This window comes from Telmatospirillum siberiense, assembly GCF_002845745.1.
Taxonomy (GTDB): Bacteria; Pseudomonadota; Alphaproteobacteria; order Rhodospirillales; family Magnetospirillaceae; genus Telmatospirillum; species Telmatospirillum siberiense.
Genome location: NZ_PIUM01000013.1, coordinates 115,331 through 135,793 on the forward strand (window position 1 = coordinate 115,331; position 20,463 = coordinate 135,793).

General features: G+C 61.3%; 17 protein-coding genes. 9 read left to right on the forward strand and 8 right to left on the reverse strand.

Annotation, left to right across the window (positions count from 1 at the left end; genetic code table 11):
* The first annotated feature begins 63 nt into the window (after positions 1-63).
* The 4 genes from CWS72_RS12925 (at position 64) to CWS72_RS12940 (ending at position 4,587) form a co-directional block, all read left to right on the forward strand.
* Entirely contained in the window at positions 64-1,203 is a 1,140-nt protein-coding gene (locus CWS72_RS12925) for an ABC transporter ATP-binding protein (RefSeq protein ID WP_101251019.1), read from the forward strand.
* Positions 1,200-2,111 (forward strand): ABC transporter permease subunit, encoded by a 912-nt coding sequence (locus CWS72_RS12930; protein ID WP_101251020.1) that lies wholly within the window; start codon positions 1,200-1,202, stop codon positions 2,109-2,111. Before CWS72_RS12925 ends, CWS72_RS12930 begins: the two co-directional genes overlap by 4 nt.
* A complete protein-coding gene (locus CWS72_RS12935) occupies positions 2,111-2,971 on the forward strand; it encodes an ABC transporter permease subunit (protein WP_101251021.1) in 861 nt (286 codons plus the stop codon). Before CWS72_RS12930 ends, CWS72_RS12935 begins: the two co-directional genes overlap by 1 nt.
* 77 nt (positions 2,972-3,048) lie before the next feature.
* Positions 3,049-4,587: an alginate export family protein gene (locus tag CWS72_RS12940; protein WP_146002735.1), complete on the forward strand. Its 1,539-nt coding sequence runs from the start codon at positions 3,049-3,051 to the stop codon at positions 4,585-4,587.
* Between the two features lie 57 nt (positions 4,588-4,644).
* Here the strand turns inward: CWS72_RS12940 and CWS72_RS27800 are convergent, their stop codons facing one another.
* The 8 genes from CWS72_RS27800 to CWS72_RS12980 all read right to left on the reverse strand — a co-directional run bounded on the left by CWS72_RS27800 (position 4,645) and on the right by CWS72_RS12980 (position 11,769).
* Positions 4,645-4,785 (reverse strand): hypothetical protein, encoded by a 141-nt coding sequence (locus CWS72_RS27800; protein WP_158240637.1) that lies wholly within the window; start codon positions 4,783-4,785, stop codon positions 4,645-4,647.
* A complete protein-coding gene (gene feoB / locus CWS72_RS12945) occupies positions 4,782-6,665 on the reverse strand; it encodes a ferrous iron transport protein B (RefSeq protein WP_101251023.1) in 1,884 nt (627 codons plus the stop codon). Before feoB ends, CWS72_RS27800 begins: the two co-directional genes overlap by 4 nt.
* Complete coding sequence (locus CWS72_RS12950; RefSeq protein WP_241911717.1) at positions 6,665-6,982, reverse strand: FeoA family protein; 318 nt, start codon at positions 6,980-6,982, stop codon at positions 6,665-6,667. The genes feoB and CWS72_RS12950 overlap by 1 nt, the downstream gene beginning before the upstream one ends.
* 226 nt (positions 6,983-7,208) lie before the next feature.
* Positions 7,209-7,940, reverse strand: coding sequence for a response regulator (locus CWS72_RS12955; protein ID WP_101251024.1), 732 nt, complete (start codon positions 7,938-7,940; stop codon positions 7,209-7,211).
* Positions 7,941-7,944: 4 nt separating this feature from the next.
* Positions 7,945-9,336: an ATP-binding protein gene (locus CWS72_RS12960; protein WP_101251025.1), complete on the reverse strand. Its 1,392-nt coding sequence runs from the start codon at positions 9,334-9,336 to the stop codon at positions 7,945-7,947.
* 128 nt (positions 9,337-9,464) lie between these two features.
* Entirely contained in the window at positions 9,465-9,689 is a 225-nt protein-coding gene (locus tag CWS72_RS12965) for a hypothetical protein (RefSeq protein ID WP_101251026.1), read from the reverse strand.
* Positions 9,686-10,501, reverse strand: coding sequence for a DUF123 domain-containing protein (locus CWS72_RS12970; protein WP_241911718.1), 816 nt, complete (start codon positions 10,499-10,501; stop codon positions 9,686-9,688). Before CWS72_RS12970 ends, CWS72_RS12965 begins: the two co-directional genes overlap by 4 nt.
* A 173-nt stretch (positions 10,502-10,674) precedes the next feature.
* A complete protein-coding gene (locus CWS72_RS12980) occupies positions 10,675-11,769 on the reverse strand; it encodes a glycosyl transferase family 90 (protein WP_101251027.1) in 1,095 nt (364 codons plus the stop codon).
* 318 nt (positions 11,770-12,087) lie between these two features.
* On the opposite strand from CWS72_RS12980, the gene CWS72_RS12985 reads away from it, so the two are divergent.
* The 5 genes from CWS72_RS12985 to CWS72_RS13005 form a co-directional block, all read left to right on the forward strand.
* Entirely contained in the window at positions 12,088-13,002 is a 915-nt protein-coding gene (locus CWS72_RS12985; RefSeq protein ID WP_101251028.1) for an aldose 1-epimerase family protein, read from the forward strand.
* 202 nt (positions 13,003-13,204) lie between these two features.
* On the forward strand, positions 13,205-15,367 hold the full coding sequence (locus CWS72_RS12990) for a type I secretion system permease/ATPase (protein WP_101251029.1): 2,163 nt from the start codon (positions 13,205-13,207) through the stop codon (positions 15,365-15,367).
* A 49-nt stretch (positions 15,368-15,416) separates the two neighbouring features.
* Complete coding sequence (locus tag CWS72_RS12995) at positions 15,417-16,886, forward strand: HlyD family type I secretion periplasmic adaptor subunit (protein WP_158240638.1); 1,470 nt, start codon at positions 15,417-15,419, stop codon at positions 16,884-16,886.
* A 5-nt stretch (positions 16,887-16,891) separates the two neighbouring features.
* Positions 16,892-18,943 carry a tetratricopeptide repeat protein gene (locus CWS72_RS13000; protein WP_101251031.1) on the forward strand — a complete coding sequence of 684 codons (2,052 nt, stop codon included), beginning with the start codon at positions 16,892-16,894 and terminating at the stop codon, positions 18,941-18,943.
* Positions 18,940-20,463: beta strand repeat-containing protein (locus CWS72_RS13005; protein WP_146002736.1), on the forward strand; the 1,524-nt coding region annotated here is incomplete at its 3' end. The genes CWS72_RS13000 and CWS72_RS13005, both read left to right, overlap by 4 nt.

Below are 20,463 nucleotides of genomic sequence, written 5' to 3' on the forward strand. Positions count from 1 at the left end.
CCCTTTCCGGGATACCAATTCCAGCCCGATCAACGGAAATGACAGGGGGAGTTCATTCCCGAAATGCTGACCATCAGCCAAGAGGGTTTTCGTCCGTGGACCGACGCCTCCGTCGAACCGCAGTTGAAGATCGAAAACATCGTCAAGACTTTCGATGGTTTCCCGGCGGTCGATAACGTCAGCCTGAACATCTATCGCGGCGAGTTCTTTTCGCTGCTGGGTGGCTCGGGTTGCGGAAAGACCACTCTGCTACGCATGTTTGCGGGCTTTCTCACTCCCGACAGCGGACATCTGTCGATCGACGGCCTGGATCTGATACCCCTGCCGCCCTACGAGCGTCCGGTCAATATGATGTTTCAGAGCTACGCCCTGTTTCCCCATATGTCGGTCGAAAGCAATATCGCCTTCGGTCTGCGCCGTGACGGCACGCCCAAGGACGAGATCGCCGAGCGGGTCGCCAAGGTGCTGGACCTCGTCCAGCTCAGCCAGTTCGCCAATCGCAAGCCCACCCAACTGTCGGGCGGCCAGCGCCAGCGCGTGGCCCTGGCCCGTTCGCTGGTGAAGCGGCCCAACATTCTGCTTCTCGACGAGCCCTTGTCGGCGCTCGACAAGAAGCTGCGCGAGGCCACCCAGTACGAACTGGTGAACATCCAACAGCAGGTGGGCATCACCTTCATCATGGTCACCCATGACCAGGAGGAGGCGATGACCATGTCCACGCGCATCGCCGTGATGGACAAGGGCAAGATCGTCCAGGTCGGCACGCCCGCCGAAATCTACGAATATCCGCAGAACCGCTTCGTCGCCACCTTCATCGGCTCGGTCAATCTGTTCGAAGGGCCCCTGATCGAGAACCTGTCCGACCACGCCACCATCGATTGCGACGAATGGGGGGGCAAGATCCAGGTCGGACGCGCCATCGGCTATGGTCTGGGGCATGTCACCACGCTGGGCATCCGGCCGGAAAAGATCCGTATCGCCAAGATGCACGACCCCATGGCGTTGGCCAACCGCGCCGTCGGCCATGTCAAGGACGTGGCCTATCTCGGCAACAGTCTCGTCTATCACGTGGTGCTCGAAAGCGGGAAGATCCTGAAGGCCACCGCCCCCAATCTGGGCAGCACTCCCGATCGGCAGTTCGTCCGCGGCGAGCCGGTTCATATCGGCTGGGCGCCCAACGCCTGCGTGGTGGTGGAACCATGATCGGGCAAGTCCGCTTCCTGGGTGCGCCCAAGCCGGGCGAGGGGCGGCGATGGGTGATCGCCGGTCCCTTCATCTGGTTCCTGATCTTCTTTCTGGTGCCCTTCGTGGTGGTGGCCAAGATCAGCCTGTCGACGGCGGCTGTCTCCATTCCGCCCTATGTGCCGCTGATCAGTTGGGACGACACCGCGACGATGAGCATCGCGCTCCATTTCGGGAATTATCACTTCCTGCTGACCGATCCGGAATATGTGATCGCCTATCTGAGTTCGCTGCGCAATGCGGCGGTGACGTCCCTCGTCACCCTGGTGATCGGCTATCCTGTGGCCTACCTCATCGCCACCGCGAAGCCCTCCATGCGCGGGCCGCTTCTCATGCTGGTCATCATGCCCTTCTGGACCAGCTTCCTGATCCGCGTCTATGCCTGGATCGGCATCCTGAAGCCGAACGGCCTGATCAACAATTTCCTGATCTGGCTGGGGGCCATCTCCCATCCTCTGGACATTCTCAACAACCAGTTCTCGGTCTATGTGGGCATGGTTTACGCCTACCTGCCCTTCATGGTCCTGCCGCTTTATTCCTGTCTTGAGAAGATGGACCACTCGTTGCTCGAGGCGGCCTCCGATCTCGGTGCGAAGCCCTTGCGCGCCTTCGTCTCCATCACCCTGCCATTGTCGATTCCCGGCATCATCGCCGGCAGCCTGCTGGTCTTCATTCCGGCGGTGGGCGAATACATCATTCCGACCTTGCTGGGCGGCGCCGATACCCTGACCATCGGCACCGTGCTGTGGAACGAGTTCTTCGCCAACCGCGACTGGCCGGTGGCCTCCACCGTGGCCGTGGCATTGATCATCCTGCTGGTCGGTCCCCTGATGCTGCTGCAGCATTTCCAGAGCAAGGAGGACCAATAATGATCGCCTCCCTGACCCGCGGCAGGTTATTCCTGCGTCTGATGATGGGGTTCGCGATGGTGTTCCTCTATGCGCCCATCATTTCGATCATCGTCTATTCCTTCAACGAGTCCCAGCTGGTGACCGTCTGGTCGCGGTTTTCCACCAAGTGGTACGCCGCCCTGCTGCAGGATGAGCAGATCCTTCATGCCGCCAAGATTTCGCTGGAAGTGGCGGTCTTAAGCGCCAGCGGATCGCTGGTGGTCGGCACCCTGTCGGGCTACATCCTGTCGCGCTTCAAGCGTTTCCGCGGCCGCATGCTGTTTTCCGGCATGGTGATGGCGCCGCTGGTGATGCCCGAAATCATCATGGGAATTTCCCTGCTGCTGCTGTTCGTCGGGATGGAGCAGGTGTTCGGCTGGCCGCAGCGCGACATCCAGACCATCGTCATCGCCCACATCACCTTTTCCACGGCTTTCGTAGCCGTGGTGGTGCAGAGCCGCCTGGCGGGCATCGACGTGTCGTTGGAGGAGGCCGCCATGGATCTGGGCGCCCGTCCCGGCGAGGTGTTTTTTCTGATCACCCTGCCATTGATGGTTCCCGCCCTGCTTTCCGGCTGGCTGTTGGCCTTTTCCCTAAGTCTGGACGATCTGGTGATCACCGCCTTCGTTTCCGGCCCCGGTTCGACCACCTTGCCGATGGTGGTCTTCTCGAAGGTCCGTCTGGGATTGAATCCGGAAATCAACGCCTTGGCCACGGTGATCATTCTGGCGGTCGGGTTGGTGTCGGGCCTGGGCGCCCTCAAGACGGCGTTCAAGGTGTTCACCCCTGAGAAGGCCGGTTTGCAAATCAAAGAGGAAAAGTGCGCTTCTCCGGCATGAGCTGGAGGTCGGGATCCATCGCTTTGGCGAAAAAGCAAGGAGATGAACAGAAGATGACGATAAGCCTAAGGCATGACATGAACAGGCTCGCTCGCCGTGCCGGATTGATGGCTGGCGCCGCCAGCCTTGCGATTTTCTTCGGAGGCTTCGCCAAAGCCGACATCCCTCTTTACGGCAGTGGAGATTTTTCAGCCTCCGCCGCACTGGGCACGGGATTCGGCGCCTTTGCCGTTCCCCAGGCCAACTTCGGTCTCGGAACCTACAAGGCGGGAACGTCCGACCGGGTGGCGACCCATACGCCGAACTGGATGGAGGGCTTCGTCAAGCCGGAGCTGAAACTGACCTATCACAACGGCGATGTCGGCACCATTTTCGGTGATTTCTCCGCCGTGGCCGCCGGGACCGTCGGGCGGGGAGACGCCAACTTTTCGACCACCACCTATGGCAATCCCATTCAGGCCGATTTCGAAGAAGCCTATATCGGCTATGCCAACGACATGCCGTTCGGCAATCCGGGAGACACGGCGATCCTGACCGTCGGGCGCCAGGCTTTCAGCGTCGGAGATAATTTCCTGATCGGTTCGGGGACCGGCAGCGTTGGGCAGCGTGGCGGCTATTGGCTGGCGCCGCGTACGGCCTTCAACGGCTTCGGAACATTGAAACTGAACGCCGATCCGGTGCGTGCCGATTTCTTCGTGCTGCAGAACAACGTCGATCAGCGCCTTACGCGCGGCTATGACTATCCGAAGACCCAGTTCGGCGGCGTGAACGCCGAATATTTCATCACTTCCGGTGTGGCCGGCGCCGACGGGGCGACCAATTACGCCGATCGTCAGTTCTATATCGGGCTGACCTATTTCAATGTCTTCAGGGCCGACAACGGGGCCAACAACAGCGGCTATTTCACCAACGACCAGGCTGCCGCCAACGGTACCACGGCTCTCGCCCAGGGTGGCGATCGGGATGGCATGAATGTCTATTCGGTGCGCATCGGTGGCAATCCCTTCAGCGGCCCGCCGATCATCGCCAACGCCTCGATCTATGGCGAATATGTGCGCGAGGTCAACAACAGCGCCAGCCGCAAGGTCAACGCCAACGCCTATTATGCCGAGGCCGGTTATGCCTTTCCCGACTTTTGGGCAAAGCCGAAGATCAGCTACCGCTATGCCCATTTCAGCGGCGACAAGGTGTCATCCTATGACAGCGCCAGCCAAACCAAGCACGCCTATGACCCGATGTTCTATTCGGCCGGTCCGCGCGACTACGGCAGCTGGTACATGGGCGAGATCACCGGACAATATCTGTTGTTCAACACCAATGACGATGTCCACATGATCAACCTGACCTTGCAGCCGACGCCGACCTGGAAGGTGATGGCCATCTATTACCGTTTCATGTTGGATCAGCCGGCGGCTTACGGGATCTCCAGCCGGCATTACGACGACGAGATCAACCTCGTCGGCGAATATGCCTATTCGTCTTCGACCAATTTCGCGATCGTCGGCGGCGTGGCGAAGGCGGCGGCCGGGGCGCGGGCGGCATTGTCCGCTCCCGACGGCACCGGCCTGCACGACAAGGCCTATGTTCTCGAAGGCAGCGTGACCATCAACTTCTGATTTTCTTCATCGAACGCGGACAATATCAAGGGCGGGCTTTTTCAAGCCCGCCCTTTTTTAACTGCCACAGTTGCATCCGGGGCCGCAGCCCCCCTTGCCGCCGGTCATCTTGCGGCGCAGGCGTGAGGGAAGGGCCCGCCAGCCCAGCCAGGCGGCGGCCATCAGGACCACCGCCACGGCAATCAGATTTTGCGTCATCCCAGCATCCAAGTGGCGACATGATAGGTCACGAAGGCCGCGCCATAAGCCAGGGTGAGCATATAGACGAAGAGGAACGCCGGCCAACGCCACGAGTTGGTCTCCCGCTTGACCACGGCAAGCGTCGAGGCGCATTGCGGCGCGAAGATGTACCAGGCGAGCAGGGACAATGCCGTGGGCAGGGTCCATTGGGCGGCCAGGATCGGCTGCAAGGCGCTGCCGACCTCCTCGCCGGTGGCGGAGAGCGCATAGACGGTGCCCAGCGCGCCCACCGCGACCTCGCGGGCGGCCATGCCGGGAATGAGGGCGACGACGATCTGCCAGTTGAAGCCGATGGGGGCGAGAAGCGGCTGCAGCCAATGGCCGAGCATGCCGGCGATCGAATAGTTGATGGCCGGATCGAGGGCGCCGGCCGGGGCGCCGGGGAAGGTGCTCAGGAACCAGATCACCACCATGATCGCCAGAATGATGGTTCCGGCGCGGCGCAGGAAGACCGCCGCCCGTTGCCACAGCCCGAGGGCCACATTCTTCAGCCGGGGCCATTTGTAGGCCGGCAGTTCCATCAGGAAGGGTTCCGCCACCTGCCGCCAGACCAGGCGTTTCATGATCCAGGCGACGAGCAGGGCGGAGACGATGCCGGTGGCGTAGAGGCCGAACATCACCAGGCCCTGGAGGCTGACGACGCCGGCCACGTCCTCGGCCGGAACGAAAGCCGAGATGATCAGGGTATAGACCGGAATGCGGGCCGAGCAGGTCATCAGCGGAGCCACCAGGATGGTGGCCAGGCGGTCGCGGCGGTTCTCGATGACCCGGGCCGCCATGACGCCCGGAATGGCGCAGGCGAAGCTGGAAAGCAGGGGAATGAAGGCGCGGCCGTGCAGGCCGGCCCCGCCCATCAGGCGGTCCATCAGGAAGGCGGCGCGGGCCATGTAGCCGAAATCTTCCAGCAGAATGATGAACAGGAACAGGATCATGATCTGGGGCAGGAAAACCACGACGCTGCCGACGCCGGCGATCAGGCCGTCGGTGAGCAGGCTGCGCAGAAGCCCGTCGGGCATCGTCGCCTGGATCTGGGTGCCGAGCAGATCGAAGGCCGCCTTGATGCCGTCCATCACCGGCGCGGCCCAGGTGAACACCGCCTGGAACATGAGAAAGAGCACGCCCAGCAGGATCAGCACGCCCCATACCGGGTGGAGAAGCACGTTATCGAGCCGCGCCGTCAGGCGCTGATCGCCGGGACGGAAGGCGCAGGCCTTGAGGATGCGCTCGGCCTCCTTGTGGGCGTCGCGGATCTCCTGGCTGGTCGGTTCCCGCCAGGTGACCTCGCCGGCGGCGCCGGTTCCGGCGGCGGTGGCCAGCCTGTCGATTTCCGCCAGCAGCGAGGTGACGCCACCCTTGCGCACGGCCACCGTCGGGATCACGGGCATGCCCAGTTCGATCGAAAGGCGTTCGACATCGATCTCGCAGCCTTGCCGCTTGGCGATGTCGATCATGTTGAGCGCGAGGATCAGCGGGCGGTTGACCGCCTTCAATTCGAGGATGAGGCGCAGGACCAGCCGCAGATTGGTGGCGTCGGCGACACAGATCAGCGCGTCGGGCAGGGCTTCGCCGTCCAGGCGCCCGAGCACGACGTCGCGGGTGACCGCCTCGTCGGGGCTGCGCCCGCGCAGGGAATAGGTGCCCGGCAGATCCAGAAGACGCACCGTCTTGCCCTGCGGCGTGGTGAACGCCCCTTCCTTGCGCTCGACGGTGACGCCCGGATAGTTGGCGACTTTCTGGTGGTGGCCGGTCAGGGCGTTGAACAGCGCCGTCTTGCCGCAGTTCGGGCAGCCGACCAATGCAATTCCGGGAACGGATACCGATAAGGTGGCGGTGGACATCAATTCACTCCAGGCGCGCGGACGGTGATGGCGAGGGCATCGGCGCGTCGCACGGCGACGGTGGTCTCATCGACGCGAACGGCAATGGGATCATGTTTGATCGGTCCTTCATGGAGGATTTCGACCGCGGCGCCTTCGACGAATCCCATCTCCAGAAGCCGGCGTTCGAGTTCGTTCCAGGGAATGCCGGACTCTTCGATCGCCACCAGGCCGCTGACCGATCCGCGCCATCCCTTTCGGCACCGGCCCAATCGAAGGTCCTGGTCTGTTTCGGCGGAAGCGGCGGCCTCGGAGGCCCTTCGCAGATAAGTCGACACGGGAAAATTCTCCGTACGATGAGTGTGGGCAATTTCCGATAATGAAAAGCATTATCAAAAAAGGTGCAAGTGCAAAATACGCTCTTCTGATGATTGTCCGATGCAGGAAATGCAGTCCGGTCACCCATCGGCCCCGGTTCGGGCGGAAATGACCGGGACTTGGTGGGACAACTTATTGAATCGTTGTGAAAATATGACGGATGGTGGGGCCCCGTCCGTCAGATTTTCACCACTGATCGGTTTCGACGTTTGCAGCCAGGACGTAGCCGCCGCCGCGCACGGTCTTGATCAACTCGGGGCTCCTGGGATCCGGCTCGATTTTCCGGCGCAGACGTCCGACCTGGACGTCGATGGTGCGGTCGAACGGTCCGGCGACCCGGCCACGGGTTTTTTCCAGCAGTTGGTCGCGGTTGAGCACGATGTTGGGATGGGTCAGAAAAACATGCAGAAGCTCGTATTCCCCGCCGCTCAAGTCGACCAGTACGCCATCGGGCGCCTGAAGGCGTCGCCGTTCGGTGTCCAGGGTCCAGCCGGAAAAATTGAAGCGGTGGTTGGCCGCCGTCTGATCCGTCGGCTGGGGGGGCAGGTTGCCCGTCCGCCGCAGCACGGCGCGGACGCGGGCCAGCAATTCCCGCGAACTGAAGGGCTTGGCCAGATAATCGTCGGCGCCCATTTCCAATCCGACGATGCGGTCGGTTTCGCTGCCGGCGGCGGTCAGGAAGATCACCGGGATCCTCGATCGGGCCCGCAGTTCGCGGCACAGCGACAAGCCGTCCTCGCCCGGCAGCATCAAATCGAGGATGACCAGGTCGACGGGCTCTTCGGTCATGACATGGCGCATCGCCTGACCGTCGGCCGCCGTTTTCATCCGGAAACCGTGCGGTTCAAGGAACTGGCCGACCAGCTGGCAGATTTCGGGATCGTCATCGACGATCAGGAGGAGGGGCAGGGACGTCATCGGATCAGCTCTCCTGCCGTTCTTCGCTGTTGGAGGGGAGGGAGACGACGGCTGACAGGCCGCCTTCGGGCCGGTTGGCCAGGCGGACATCGCCGCCATGGGCGCGGGCGATGGTCCTGACGTTGGACAGCCCCAATCCCAGTCCGCCGGTCCGTTTGTTGCGGGAGCTTTCCAGCCGGTAGAAAGGTTTGAAGACCGCTTCGAGCTGGTCTTCGGGGATGCCCGGTCCCTGATCCTCGACCACCACCTTGATCCGGCCGGGCAGGCTGACCGCGCGCACCCGTGCGCATTGCCCGTAACGGACGGCATTCTCGATCAGGTTGGAAAACAGGCGTTTCATCGCCAGCGGCCGTCCGCGATAGACCAACCGGCCGGACCAGTCGAAGTCCGCATCGAGACCGGCATCGGTCAGATCGTCGCAAATCGACCCGATCAGGGCGGCCAGATCGAACGGCTGGCTGGGTTCGTCGGTCGCCTCGTCCTTGGCGAAGGCCATGCTGGACGAGACCATCTGCTCCATTTCATCGAGGTCGCGCAGCATCTTGTCCTGCTGTTCGGTCTCGATCGGCAGTTGCTCCGTCCGTAGGCGCAGCCGGGTGATCGGCGTTCTGAGATCATGGGAGACTGCGGCCAGCATCTGCAAGCGATCCTCGACGAAGCTGCGGATCCGCCGTTGCATCTGATTGAAGGCCCGGGCCGCCGCGCGGACCTCCTGCGGCCCGTCTTCGGCAAGCGGTTGGGCGCTGACATCCATGCCCAGGCGCTCCGCGGCGTGGGCGAAGGAGGCCAGGGGCGCGGTGATCCAGCGGGTGGCCCAGACGGCGATGACCAGGGTGCCCAGCAGCATCACCAGGGTGGAGACCAGCGCTTGGCGCGACCATGTGCCGGCCGTCTCGGCAACGGAGAGGTGGAAATGGATCCAACTGCCGTCTTTCAGCTCCAGCGATACCTGGAGCCGCTGGTCGATCGGCGCGTGATGCAGGAGATGCAAGGTCGACGAGAGCGGGGATGCCGCCGGGCCGGGTGGGGAGATGACGAAGACATGCAGGCGGCTGTCGTCCAGAACCCCGAAATGGGGGCGCAGCGACGCGGCGATCACCGCCCGCCGTTCATCTTCCTGGTGAGAGTCCGGAACGGCACCCTTTCTGTCCCAGACGATGTGCAGCGTCTGGCCGCTGATCGCCTCGGCGACCTCGGGCCGCAAGCTTTCGGTCGTCGTGTCGATGACCTGGGCGAGTACGGCCAGGCGGTCGGCCTGACGTTGCTCGTTGGCCGTCGCCAAGGCCTGTTCGCGGTCGGTGGAATAGACGACCATGCTGGCCAGATGCGATACCGTCAGTCCGATCAGAAGCACGAGGATCGTTCTGGTTCGGATGGAATCCGGTAGCAGCTTCATTTCACCAGCCGAGGAAAATCATGCGTGTCGTTCGATGCTGATACCCGCATCGATCGGGTCCATAACGATGCGCATTGTTCCGTGCATGTCAATCCTTAGGAAGCCGGTTGCCCTGGGATGCCCGGGCATCACGCCGGACAAAGCCGGATGCGTTCCGCTCCGAAGCATCCGAGCAGGCCGGCGGTGCCGCCCAGGCTGTAGGCGCGGATCATCCTGCGTTCCTCCTGGTCCGGATCGACAGTCGTGACGCCATCGTGATCCAGTTCGAAAGTCTGATTGTGCCTGGAGTCGGTCAACCTCGTGACGGAGCGTTCCCGATCGTGGACAACGGTGATGCCGGTTTCTTCAATCATGTCTTGTCTCTCATCGCTTTGCTTGGTCCGGGATCCGCCGTGGTTGTCAGGCGGCGCGTTCCTGAACTATCAGGCGAAACGGACCGTGCCGCGATCCCCGTTTGGGGACTGGAATCGACGGGCGCGCTCCAAGGGGGGAACTGCGGAGCATTTTGCGGCCAGGCGAGCAGATGGCTTCGGCAGGTCGGGCAGTCCGAACTGCCGAAGCCGGCGATCGGTGCTGGAAACGCGTCGAGACGCGCCGCCAAGGCGCATTCGTCGCCATTCGGAAAGATCCATGCGCCGAGGACCTGGCCGGCCGTGGTCAATTGGTCGATATGCCAGCGGACGGTCTTGTCCGGCCGCATATGCCGGCCGACCCGGGCCTTGATGCCACCCGGCCCGCGCGCGCTTCCGCAATAAAGATAGCGGCCGGCCGGCAGGGCGATGGAGGGGCGTCCCGGCAATTGGACCGGGGTCTCCCGATGAAGCTCGACCAGCAGCACATAGGCGCCGGGAACGGAGGGAAGAGTTGCCGCATCGGAGAGGAACGGCGAGAGCGGAGCGGGGGCCGGCATCCGCTCTTTGAGGTGCGCCTTGAAATGCGCATCCTTTTTGATGACGATTTCACGCCGCAGGGCGTCCCCATGTGTCATCGGCCCTTCCATATGCAAGATCGTCCAGGGACCCCGTCCGCGGGTGAAACGGGCGCCGTTTCCGGCATTGTGTTTTTTCAGCCGCGCGGCGACATCCTTGGCGATGCCGGTATAGCTGACGCCGGTGCTGTTGATCAGGACATAGACGAACCAGGACGCCGGCTCAGCGGTTGACATGGGGGTGTCCCATCGAAGTGATGTCTCCGACGGTCGGACGGAGCTTTGTGCGATCCGGTGAGCCTAGCCGGCATGGCCGCGAAATCATAGACCGCAAAAGACTCTGGGCGATCGGGGGGGTGCTAGTGCATTGAATCATTCAGATGATTCAATGCACTAGCACCGGGAAAGGGCTATATCACCCGGGTCAGTCCGGCCGAGGCGGCGGCAATCGCGTCGGAGATGGCGGCGTCGAAGGAGATATCCGCGGCGACACGGGCCGCCTGCTCGGCGATTTGGGCGCAAGCCCGCGGATTGTTCATCGCCCAGTCCATCCGTTCATCGAGATCGGAAAGGTCGGAGGCGACCGGTACGTGGGTCTCCCATGGCGTCAGCCTGTCATAATACCATTGGCGGAAACCATGGGGGGAGGCGACTTTGAAGATGGTCGCGCCCATGATCATCTTTTCCAGCAAACTCCAGGCGTTCGAGTATCCATCGATGTCGATCAGATATTTATAGTCGGCGAAGGTTTCCTTGCTGACCATCGGCTTGATCAATCCCGCGGTGCGGATGGCGTCTTTCAGATAGGGTTCGGCGATCTGATCCATTTGGGTCAGGGCGATGTCGATCTTGTCGGCGTGGATGCTTCTGCGTCCCGCCGCGCAGAGATGAAGTCTCGGCAGCCAGCTCCAGTCCATGTAAAGATCGTCGTCGGGCCCGGGCGTTCTCGTTCTTCGCCCTGTCGTCGTGCCGCGCCAGAACAGGGTACCCTTTCTTTCGGACCAGGGACGGCTTCGCGTGGCGACAAATCGTCTGAGGCCGGCGTAGTTCCTGCTGATGAAGAAAAAAGGATCGGGGACCAGGATGTTTCGAGGCTGCCCCGAGGAATAGCAGATCCGGGAATAATCGCCCAGGTCGGTGCCATCGCCGATATCGGCGATGCCCTCATAACAGCCCGTGTTTCCAAGGCGGGACGCCACGGCGGAAAACAGATATCCCGTCAGGCCGAGCCTCTCATAGGCGAGGCAGGAGTTATCCAGCAATCTGGCCGACGCCGCGAAAAGGACGCCCGCGCCGGTGACGCGGACACTTGCGTGTTCCTCGGATGCCAGGTGGCCCATTTCCTGGGACGGGCGGATCTTGAACGCGATCTTGCCGGATGCCTCTTCCATCATCGCCGCCGTGTAGGCATGTTCGATGAAGTCCCGCGCGGCGTCACCTTGGCCGGAGCAGGCCGCATGGGATGCCAGATCATGAAAATGATAGGCTATGTGGAGGAATGACATTGGATCAATCCTTGATTTATAAAATCATAAAATTGAATCAACTTTTGATTTTTTCTGTAATTTGAAGTGAAATTTCCTATAATTTTATATAAAATTTATTTTTACGGTAATTTGTATTTTTTATATTCTGTTTATGACGGTCTAGTTGTGGATAATGTCGATGTTTTTTCACGATATATGTACGAATTCCCATTTAAGACTCTGTAATTATACTTATCTTCTCCGGAGTTATTTGTGATGACCGTCACACTTGCGTATGCCGGGAAGTCCATCACCGGCTTTTTTCGGTGCTTTCCCGATGATCTGCGGCTCTGAGACATGCGGAGGCATGTCGACGACGCGATGACCGGGCCGACGGTCAGCATAGGAAAAGGTGCCTTGCGGGCTCGCATCGCGGTCAAGGGGGGGCAATTGCTGTCCCTCGTGCCGTCCTGGGGCGGCGAGGTGCTTTGGCAGGGGGAGGCTTCGGTGTGGCCCTGGCATGCGCCGAATTTGTTTCCGGTGGTCGGTGCCGTGGCCGGCGACCATCTGGTCCATCGGGGCGTCCGCTATCCGATGGAGGCGCATGGCTTTCTTCGTCACTGTCCCATGACCTTGATCGAGCGGACCGATGAGACGGCGCGCTTTCTCCTGATCGATGGCGAAGGGACGCGTCCGCATTATCCTTTCGCGTTCCGGCTCGTCTTGTCGTTCGCCATCGCCGGCGACCGCTTGATCCAGTCCTTCCTGGTGGAAAATCCAGGGCGAGAGCCGTTGCCGGTCAGCCTTGGTGGCCATCCCGCCTTCCGCTGGCCGATGACGCCGGATGGCGATCGCCTGGCACATCGCCTGATCTTTGCCGAGCCGGAGGCCGGTCCCATTCGTCGGGTGGTGCGGGGCGGCCTGGGACCGGAACCTTTCCCGACACCGGTCATCGGGCGGGTTCTGCCGCTGGACGACCGATTATTCGAGATGAGCGCCATTGTCTGGGATCGGTTGGTCAGCCGGACGATTTGGTTCGGCATTCCCGGAGGGGTCGGCATCGAAATGCGCTTCGATGATTTCCCGCATTTCGGTCTGTGGACGCGGCCCGGCTATCCCTTCCTGTGCCTGGAGCCCTGGCAGGGGCATATCAGTCCGACTGGGTTCGACGGCGAACTGACCGACAAGCCGGGAATTGTCAAGATCGCTGCGGGCGAGAAACGACAATGGACGTTCAGCATTCGACCCTTGCGTCACATGGCCGAGGAATAATGTGTAAATTATTTATTAAATTTTAAAAAATAAATAAGCAAACCGATGTTCTACATCAATCTCTGATTTAAAAATTATTTGAGGTATTATCTTTTATTAATACGCTCAATGGATATATGACTATTGCTGTAACGTTTTCCGATTGTGATGGAGATGTTGTCGGCGTAAGGAAAGTAGGGTCTTATCTATTAAATGGGGAAATATGCCCGACGGACAAAAGATCCCTGGCGAGATCGTCGATACAGGTCTGTCGTGCTTGGTGTTGCTTCTGCGCTATTTCAATATAGCCGCCGACCCAGCGCAAATTCGTCACGACTACGGTAAGACAGACGGACTTCTTGAGGCGGGAGACCTGATCCGGTGTGCCAAGAGGGCTGGGGCTTTGGCTCGGTTGGCGGTAAGCCGGTGGGAGCGTCTGGGCCGTGCGCCGTTGCCTGCGATCGCGGTTCTTAACGACGGCTCTTTCATTGTTTTCGCCCGTTTCGTCACGAATACCGACAAGGGAGACCGGATCCTCATCCAGGACCCGCGCTTTCCAACGCCGGAATTGAAAGAGCGTGACGAGATTTGCGCCGACTGGAACGGTCAGTTGATTTATCTGACCCATCGCGAGGCCTTGGCCGGTCCAGCCCGAAGTTTTGATCTCTCATGGTTTATTCCGGCAATCATCCGTTATCGCCGCCTGTTCGGAGAAGTCCTGGCGGCGTCTTTTTTTGTTCAGGTGATGGGACTGGTTTCGCCGCTGTTCTTCCAGGTGGTCACCGACAAGGTGCTGGTGCACAGGGGGTTATCGTCTTTGGACGTTCTGGCGGTCGGTTTGGCATTGGTATCCGTGTTCGAAGCCTTGTTGGGCGCGGCGCGCTCCTATGTTTTTTCGCACACCGCCAGCCGCGTCGATGTCGAACTGGGCGCACAGCTTTTTCATCACCTGATGGGATTGCCCCTCTCCTATTTCGGGGCGCGGCGGGCCGGAACCACCGTGGCTCGGGTGCGCGAACTGGAGAACATCAGGAATTTTCTGACCGGTTCGGCCTTGACCCTTCTGGTCGATGCCGTGTTCACCGTGGTGTTTTTCGCGGTGATGTTCGCTTATTCCGCGACTTTGGCGTGGATCGTGTTGGCGACCATTCCTTTATATGCGGGGCTATCCCTGGCGGTTACTCCGCTTTTGAAGCGGCGGATCGATCAAAAATTTCATCACGGCGCCGCCAGCCAGGCGTTCCTGGTGGAAACCGTAGGGGCTGCAGAGACCTGCAAGGCGATGGCGGTCGAGCCGCAAATGCAGCGCAAATGGGAAGGGCTGCTTGCCGCTTATGTCCGGGCCGGCTTCCGCGCTCAAAATTTGAATACTTTGGCCAGTCAGGCCGCGCAGGGAATATCCAAGGCGCAAATGGTGCTTTGCCTGTGGTTTGGCGCCAAGGCCGTGATGGATGGCGAAATGACCATCGGTGCCTTGGTCGCTTTCAATATGATGGCCGGACGGGTGGCCTCGCCGATTTTGCGTCTTGCTCAGCTATGGCAGGACTTTCAGCAGATGCGGGTCAGCGTCGACCGTCTGGGTGACATCCTCAATACCCCGACCGAGCGTTCAGTGGCCTGCCGAAGCAGTCTTCCCTCGCTGTTGGGGCGCGTCACCTTCGATCAGGTTATTTTCCGCTATCGGCCCGATGGCTTGCCCGTCCTCAAGGACCTTAGTCTCGACGTGGGGCCGGGCGAGAGCATCGGATTGGTCGGCTCGTCCGGTTCCGGGAAGTCGACCCTGACGAAGCTGGTCCAACGCCTCTATCTGCCCGAGGCCGGAAAAGTGCTGATCGACGGGGTGGATCTGGCCTTGCTCGACCCGGCCTGGCTGCGTCGCCAGGTTGGCGTGGTGTTGCAAGAGAATGTGCTGTTCAGCTGTTCGATCCGGGACAATATCGCCTTGGCCAATCCCGGAGCGCCGATGGAGGCGGTGGTCGAAGCGGCGCGGCTGGCCACGGCTCATGACTTCATCCTTGAATTGCCCGAAGCCTACGATACCCCGGTGGTCGAACGCGGTGCCAACCTTTCGGGTGGACAGCGCCAGCGGATAGCCATAGCCCGTGCCCTGATCACCAATCCGAGAATTCTGATTTTCGATGAGGCGACCAGCGCCCTGGATTACGAATCCGAATCCGAGATACGCCGCAATATGCGGGCGATTGCCCGAGGCCGGACGGTATTCATCATCGCCCATCGCTTGAGCGCGGTACGTCATTGCGATCGGATCGTGGTCCTGGAAAAAGGGAGAATCGTCGAGCAGGGGAGTCACGACGCCCTGCTGATCTCCAACGGGCGCTATTCCCAGTTGTGGCATTGCCAGGAGAGCGGTGATGTCATGGCGTGAGTTTGTCAGTCAAGTCGCCAAACGGAAAAGTGAGGTCCTGGCATACCAAGTGCCCGACGCCGTTCTTATGCATCTGGAGCCTTTGCGGCGGTTGGCCGCGTCGTGGAGGGCCGCCTGGCAAATGGAGCGGCTGCGACCGCGGCTGTCCGATCGCACGGCCACGGAATTGGCATTCCTGCCGGCCGTTCTCGAAATTGTCGAAAGCCCGGCTTCGCCACTCGGCCGTCTGACCTCCTGGATCATCATGGTGCTGTTCGCCTCGATTCTCGCGTGGTCGTGCCTGGGGCGGGTCGACATTCACGCCACGGCGTTGGGGCGGATCATTCCCGCCGGTAAAACCAAGACGGTGGCGGCGGGGGAGATCGCCATCGTGGCGGCCATCCATGTGCGCGACGGTGACCGGGTGACGGCGGGACAGGTTCTGGTCGATCTCGACCGGATCGGTACGGAAGCCGATACCGCCCGGCTGTCCCGCGAGCATATGGAACTGGTGGTGACCGCAGCCCGCCTGCGTGCTTTGCTGGACGGAAAGGATACCTTTGCCGTCGAACCGGCGGCGCCGGAGTTGCTGGCCGTGCACCGTCAGCAATTGGCTCAAAAGCAGGCCGATCATCGGGCCGCGCAGGGAGCGCTGCATCGCGAGGCCGACGAGAAGGAAGCTATCGCGCGCGGCAACGCCGCGGAAATATCCCGCCTGGTGCAGACCGTGCCGCTCTTGGAGGAACGGGTTAGAGCCAAGGAAACCCTGGCTGCCGAGGGTTATGGTGCCCGCAATGATTTCCTGCAATTGAAACAGGAACTGGTGGATCGTCGCCAGCAATTGGAAACGGCCAGGGAAAAACTGGCGGAAACCCGCGCCGGCCTGGCGAATGTGCATCAGCGCATGGCGCAGAACGAGGCCCAGTTTCGGGCCGAAGCTCTGGCGCAATTGGCCGAAGCCGATCAGAAGGCGGCGAGCTTGGCGCAAGAGCTGGCGAAGGCCCAGGATCGCGATCGTCAATTCCGGCTGACCGCCCCCGTGGACGGTGTGGTGCAACAATTGTCGGTTCATGCCCCCGGTGCGGTGGTCAGTCCGGGGCAGCCGGTGGTGATGATCGTTCCGGATGCCGAGGGAATCGCCGTCGAGGCTGCCCTTCCCAATAAGGATATCGGCTTCGTGCGGCCGGGCCAGCTGGCGGAAATCAAGATTGAGAGCTTTCCATTCACCCGTTACGGCACGGTGCCGGGGACGGTTGCGGTGGTGTCATCCGATTCGGTCAGCCCCGATGCCGATCCGACCCGCAAGACGGCCGCGGCACAGGATCCGGCCAGTACCGGGCAGTCCAAGGAGGGGCTGGGCGCGACCTACGCGGTGCGCCTTCGTTTGGATCACGACTCGATTCCGGCCGACGGGAAGGATGTCATCCTGACTCCCGGCATGGCGGTTACGGCCGAGATCAAGACCGGGCGTCGCACGGTGATCAGCTATCTGCTCGATCCGGTGCTGCGCTACGGCGACGAAAGCTTCAGGGAGAGGTGACGGCCATGACCCATGCTGCCCCCTCACGCGCGGCGGTGGAGGAGAAGAGGCCCCCTGTTTCGTTCGAGATCGGCCTGGCCCATCATCGTGCGGGCCGCCTGGACCAGGCGGAAGCGATTTACCGGCGGATATTGGAAGCTGATAAAACCCATGCGGACAGTCTTCATCTCCTTGGTGTCGTGTCATTTCAGGAGGGAAAACACGATACTGCCCGCGATCTGATATGCAAGGCCGTCGACCTGCATCCTGACAATCGCATTTATCTCGACAACTTGGCCCAGGTGCTGCGTGCGATGGGACGACGCGACGAGGCGATTTCCCGTTATCGGCTCGCGCTGCTCAAGAGTCCGGACGACTGGAGAGTCCGCAACCAGCTTGGTCTTCTCTTGGGGGAGATCGGCGACCTCGACGCCGAGGCCGAACAATACGCCGCCGTTCTGCGGCAAGTCCCAGACAATGTGGACGCCCATTTCAATTTGGCCAATTTGCTGGCGCGTCGGAAACGTCCGGACGAGGCCATCGGTGTATTTCGTCGGCTGTTGTTGCTGAAACCCGATTTCGCCGCCGCTCACAATAATCTGGCGACGGTTTTGTCTGAGCTTTCCGCCGACAAGGAAAGTGAGCGTTGCTATCGACGGGCCTTGCATCTGGATCCGCGTTTTGCCGAAGCCCACAATAATCTCGGCCTACTGCTCGGCAAAGTGGGGCGGAACGACGAGGCTGAGCGTTGTTTGCGGCGGGCCTGCGAGTTGAAGCCTGATTTTGCCGAAGCAATGAACAATCTCGGCAATCTTCTGTGGATGGGCGGGCGGCCGGAGGAGGCTGAGGCCTGCTGCCGGGAAGCGCTGCGCCTGAAGCCGGGTTATCCTTCCGCCGCGTTGAATTTGGGTAATTCCCTGCGCGAGCGCAGCCGGTTCGACCAGGCGGAATTCTGGTACCGGAGGGCTGTGCAAGCGGATCCCGACTGGGCGGAAGCCAACAATAATCTCAGCAGTCTGCTTCTTGATCTGGGCCGTCTTGATGAAGCGATCGTGCGCTATCGGACGGCATTGTCACAAAAGCCCGATTATCCCGATGCCCATACCAATCTTGCAATCGCCCTGCTGCTCGCCGGCCGATGTGACGAGGGATGGCGGGAATACGAATGGCGATGGAAACAAGACAAGAACCGGGCTCATGTCCGCCCCTTTCGGCAACCGCTGTGGAAAGGCGAGGCGACAGGCGACAGGGTCTTGTTGCTGCATGCCGAGCAGGGCTTGGGCGATACTCTTCAATTTTGTCGTTTCGTGCCCGAGATCGCAGCGCGGCGGCGTGTCATCCTTGAAGTCCAGCCGCCCCTCGTTCCCCTTCTGGCGGGGCTTCCGGGGGTCGAACGGATCGTGGCGTCCGGCGATCCTTTACCACCGTTCGATCTGCACTGTCCTTTCCTGAGTATCCCTCGTGTTCTCGGTGTCACGCTGGAGAGCCTTCCCGCCACAGCGCCTTATCTGCGTGCCGACCCGCAGCGCGTGGCGTTCTGGCGGCGGCGGGTCGGGGAACTCGACGGTTTGCGGGTTGGGATCGTCTGGGCCGGTAATCAAACCATGGCCGCTGATCGCCGTCGATCCATTCCGCTTGAACAGTTCTTTCCCTTGGCCGACATGGACGGCGTGCATTTTGTTTCCTTGCAGAAAGGGACTGCTGCCGGACAACTCCCCCCTCCTGGCTTCAGATTGCACGACTGGACCGGAGAGCTTGCCGATTTCGCCGATACGGCGGCCCTGGCTGAAGCTCTGGATCTGATCATCAGTGTCGATACCGCGGTTGTGCATCTGGCCGGGGCGTTGGGGCGGCCTGTCTGGCTGCTCAACCGGTCGGACCGTTGCTGGCGCTGGTTGCTGAACCGCGACGACAGTCCCTGGTATCCGACCCTTCGTCAATTTCGACAGCCTTACCCCGGCGACTGGCTGGGTGTCTTGCGCGCCGTGCGCGCCGAACTGCAAAGCCGCATCCGGCATCAAGCCGATGTCGGAGATCTCGCGAACAAAGTTTCTTTGGAACAAGGAATGAACCGATGACCACGACCCTCACGAGCACGGTGTCGAGCACGAGCCTGACGGTCTCCGCCAGCGACGAGGAACTGATCCTGATCGGGAACAACGACAAGGTTACGGTGACCGGCAGCGGCGATTCGGTCAGCGTGACGGGCACGTCTAATACCATCACCGCAACCTCGACGGCGGTGACCTTATCGGGTAACGCATCGAGCGCCACGGTGGTCGGGGCGGGCAACGTGATCACCGTGACCGGTACGAGCGACGTGGTGACGGTGTCGGGGGCGCTTGATACCCTGCTCGCCAGTTCGACGGCGGTGACGCTGACGGGAACCAGCAGTTCTGCGGTGGTGACGGGAGATGGCAACACGATCGTCGTCGCCGGGGCGTCCGACACGCTGACGGCGGGCAGCGGCAGGCTCACCATCAATGCAGCGGGCACGGTGCTCACGCAGACCGACGCCGAAACGCTTATTCTGGGAAGTTCCGCCGGGGCGTCGGTTAATGCCGATGGCTTCACCGATCAGGTGACGCTGGCGAGCAATGATACCTTCACCCTCACCAACAATGGCGACGGCACGGCCATTACGGTGACCGGTTACAGCGATACGATCACTGCCAGCAATGTGGCGGTGGCCTTCACCGCGTCCACAGGTTCCGGATACGCCAGCACGCTGACCGGGACCTATGACCAGGTGACGGTCAGCGGAAACACGATGGGGGTGACGGTCAACGGGGTGCCGAACGGCCCGGTGCTGGTCAGCGGAAACAGCGACACCTTGACGGTCAATGCCGGCGGGGCGAACGGCGCGGTCGTGGTCAGCGGCAAGGGGGACGTGGTCAACGCCACCAACATGGCGGAGACACTGACGGCAAGTTCAACGACACTTGCGGTCACGGGAACCGGTGACACGGTTTCCGTGACCGGTACCAGCGATACGGTAACGCTGACGGGGAGCAGCAGTTCGGCGGTGGTGACGGGGGCTAGCGCCGTTGTTGTGGCGGGGGCATCCGACACGCTGACGACGGACAGCGGCACGATCACGCTCAATTCGACGGGCACCGTACTGACCCAGACGGCGGCGGCGGCGATAACGATGGGGACCAGTGCGTCGGCGACGGTGGATGCCGGCGGGTTGAACGATACGATAACGCTGGGAGACAAGGATACCCTGACGCTGACCGATAACGGGGCGGGGACATCCATTGCCGTGACCGGTCTCGGGGGCGTGGTGACCGCCAGCAATGCGGCTGTGACGTTCTCGGCCGCCACGGATAATGTCTGGGGCGGCAGTTACTGGGGTTGGTCCTATTATTACGCGACGCTGACCGGCAGCAATGATCAGGTGACGGTCAGCGGGAACACCTTGACGGTGACGGTCAATGGAGCGCCGAACGGACCTGTGCTGGTGAGCGGTTCTTCCAATAACGTCACGATCAATGCGGGAGGGGTGAGCGGCGCGGTAGAGGTCAGTGGTAATAGCAATACCGTCAATGTGGCCAACTCGGCGGTGACGCTGTCATCAAGTTCGACGACGCTGAGT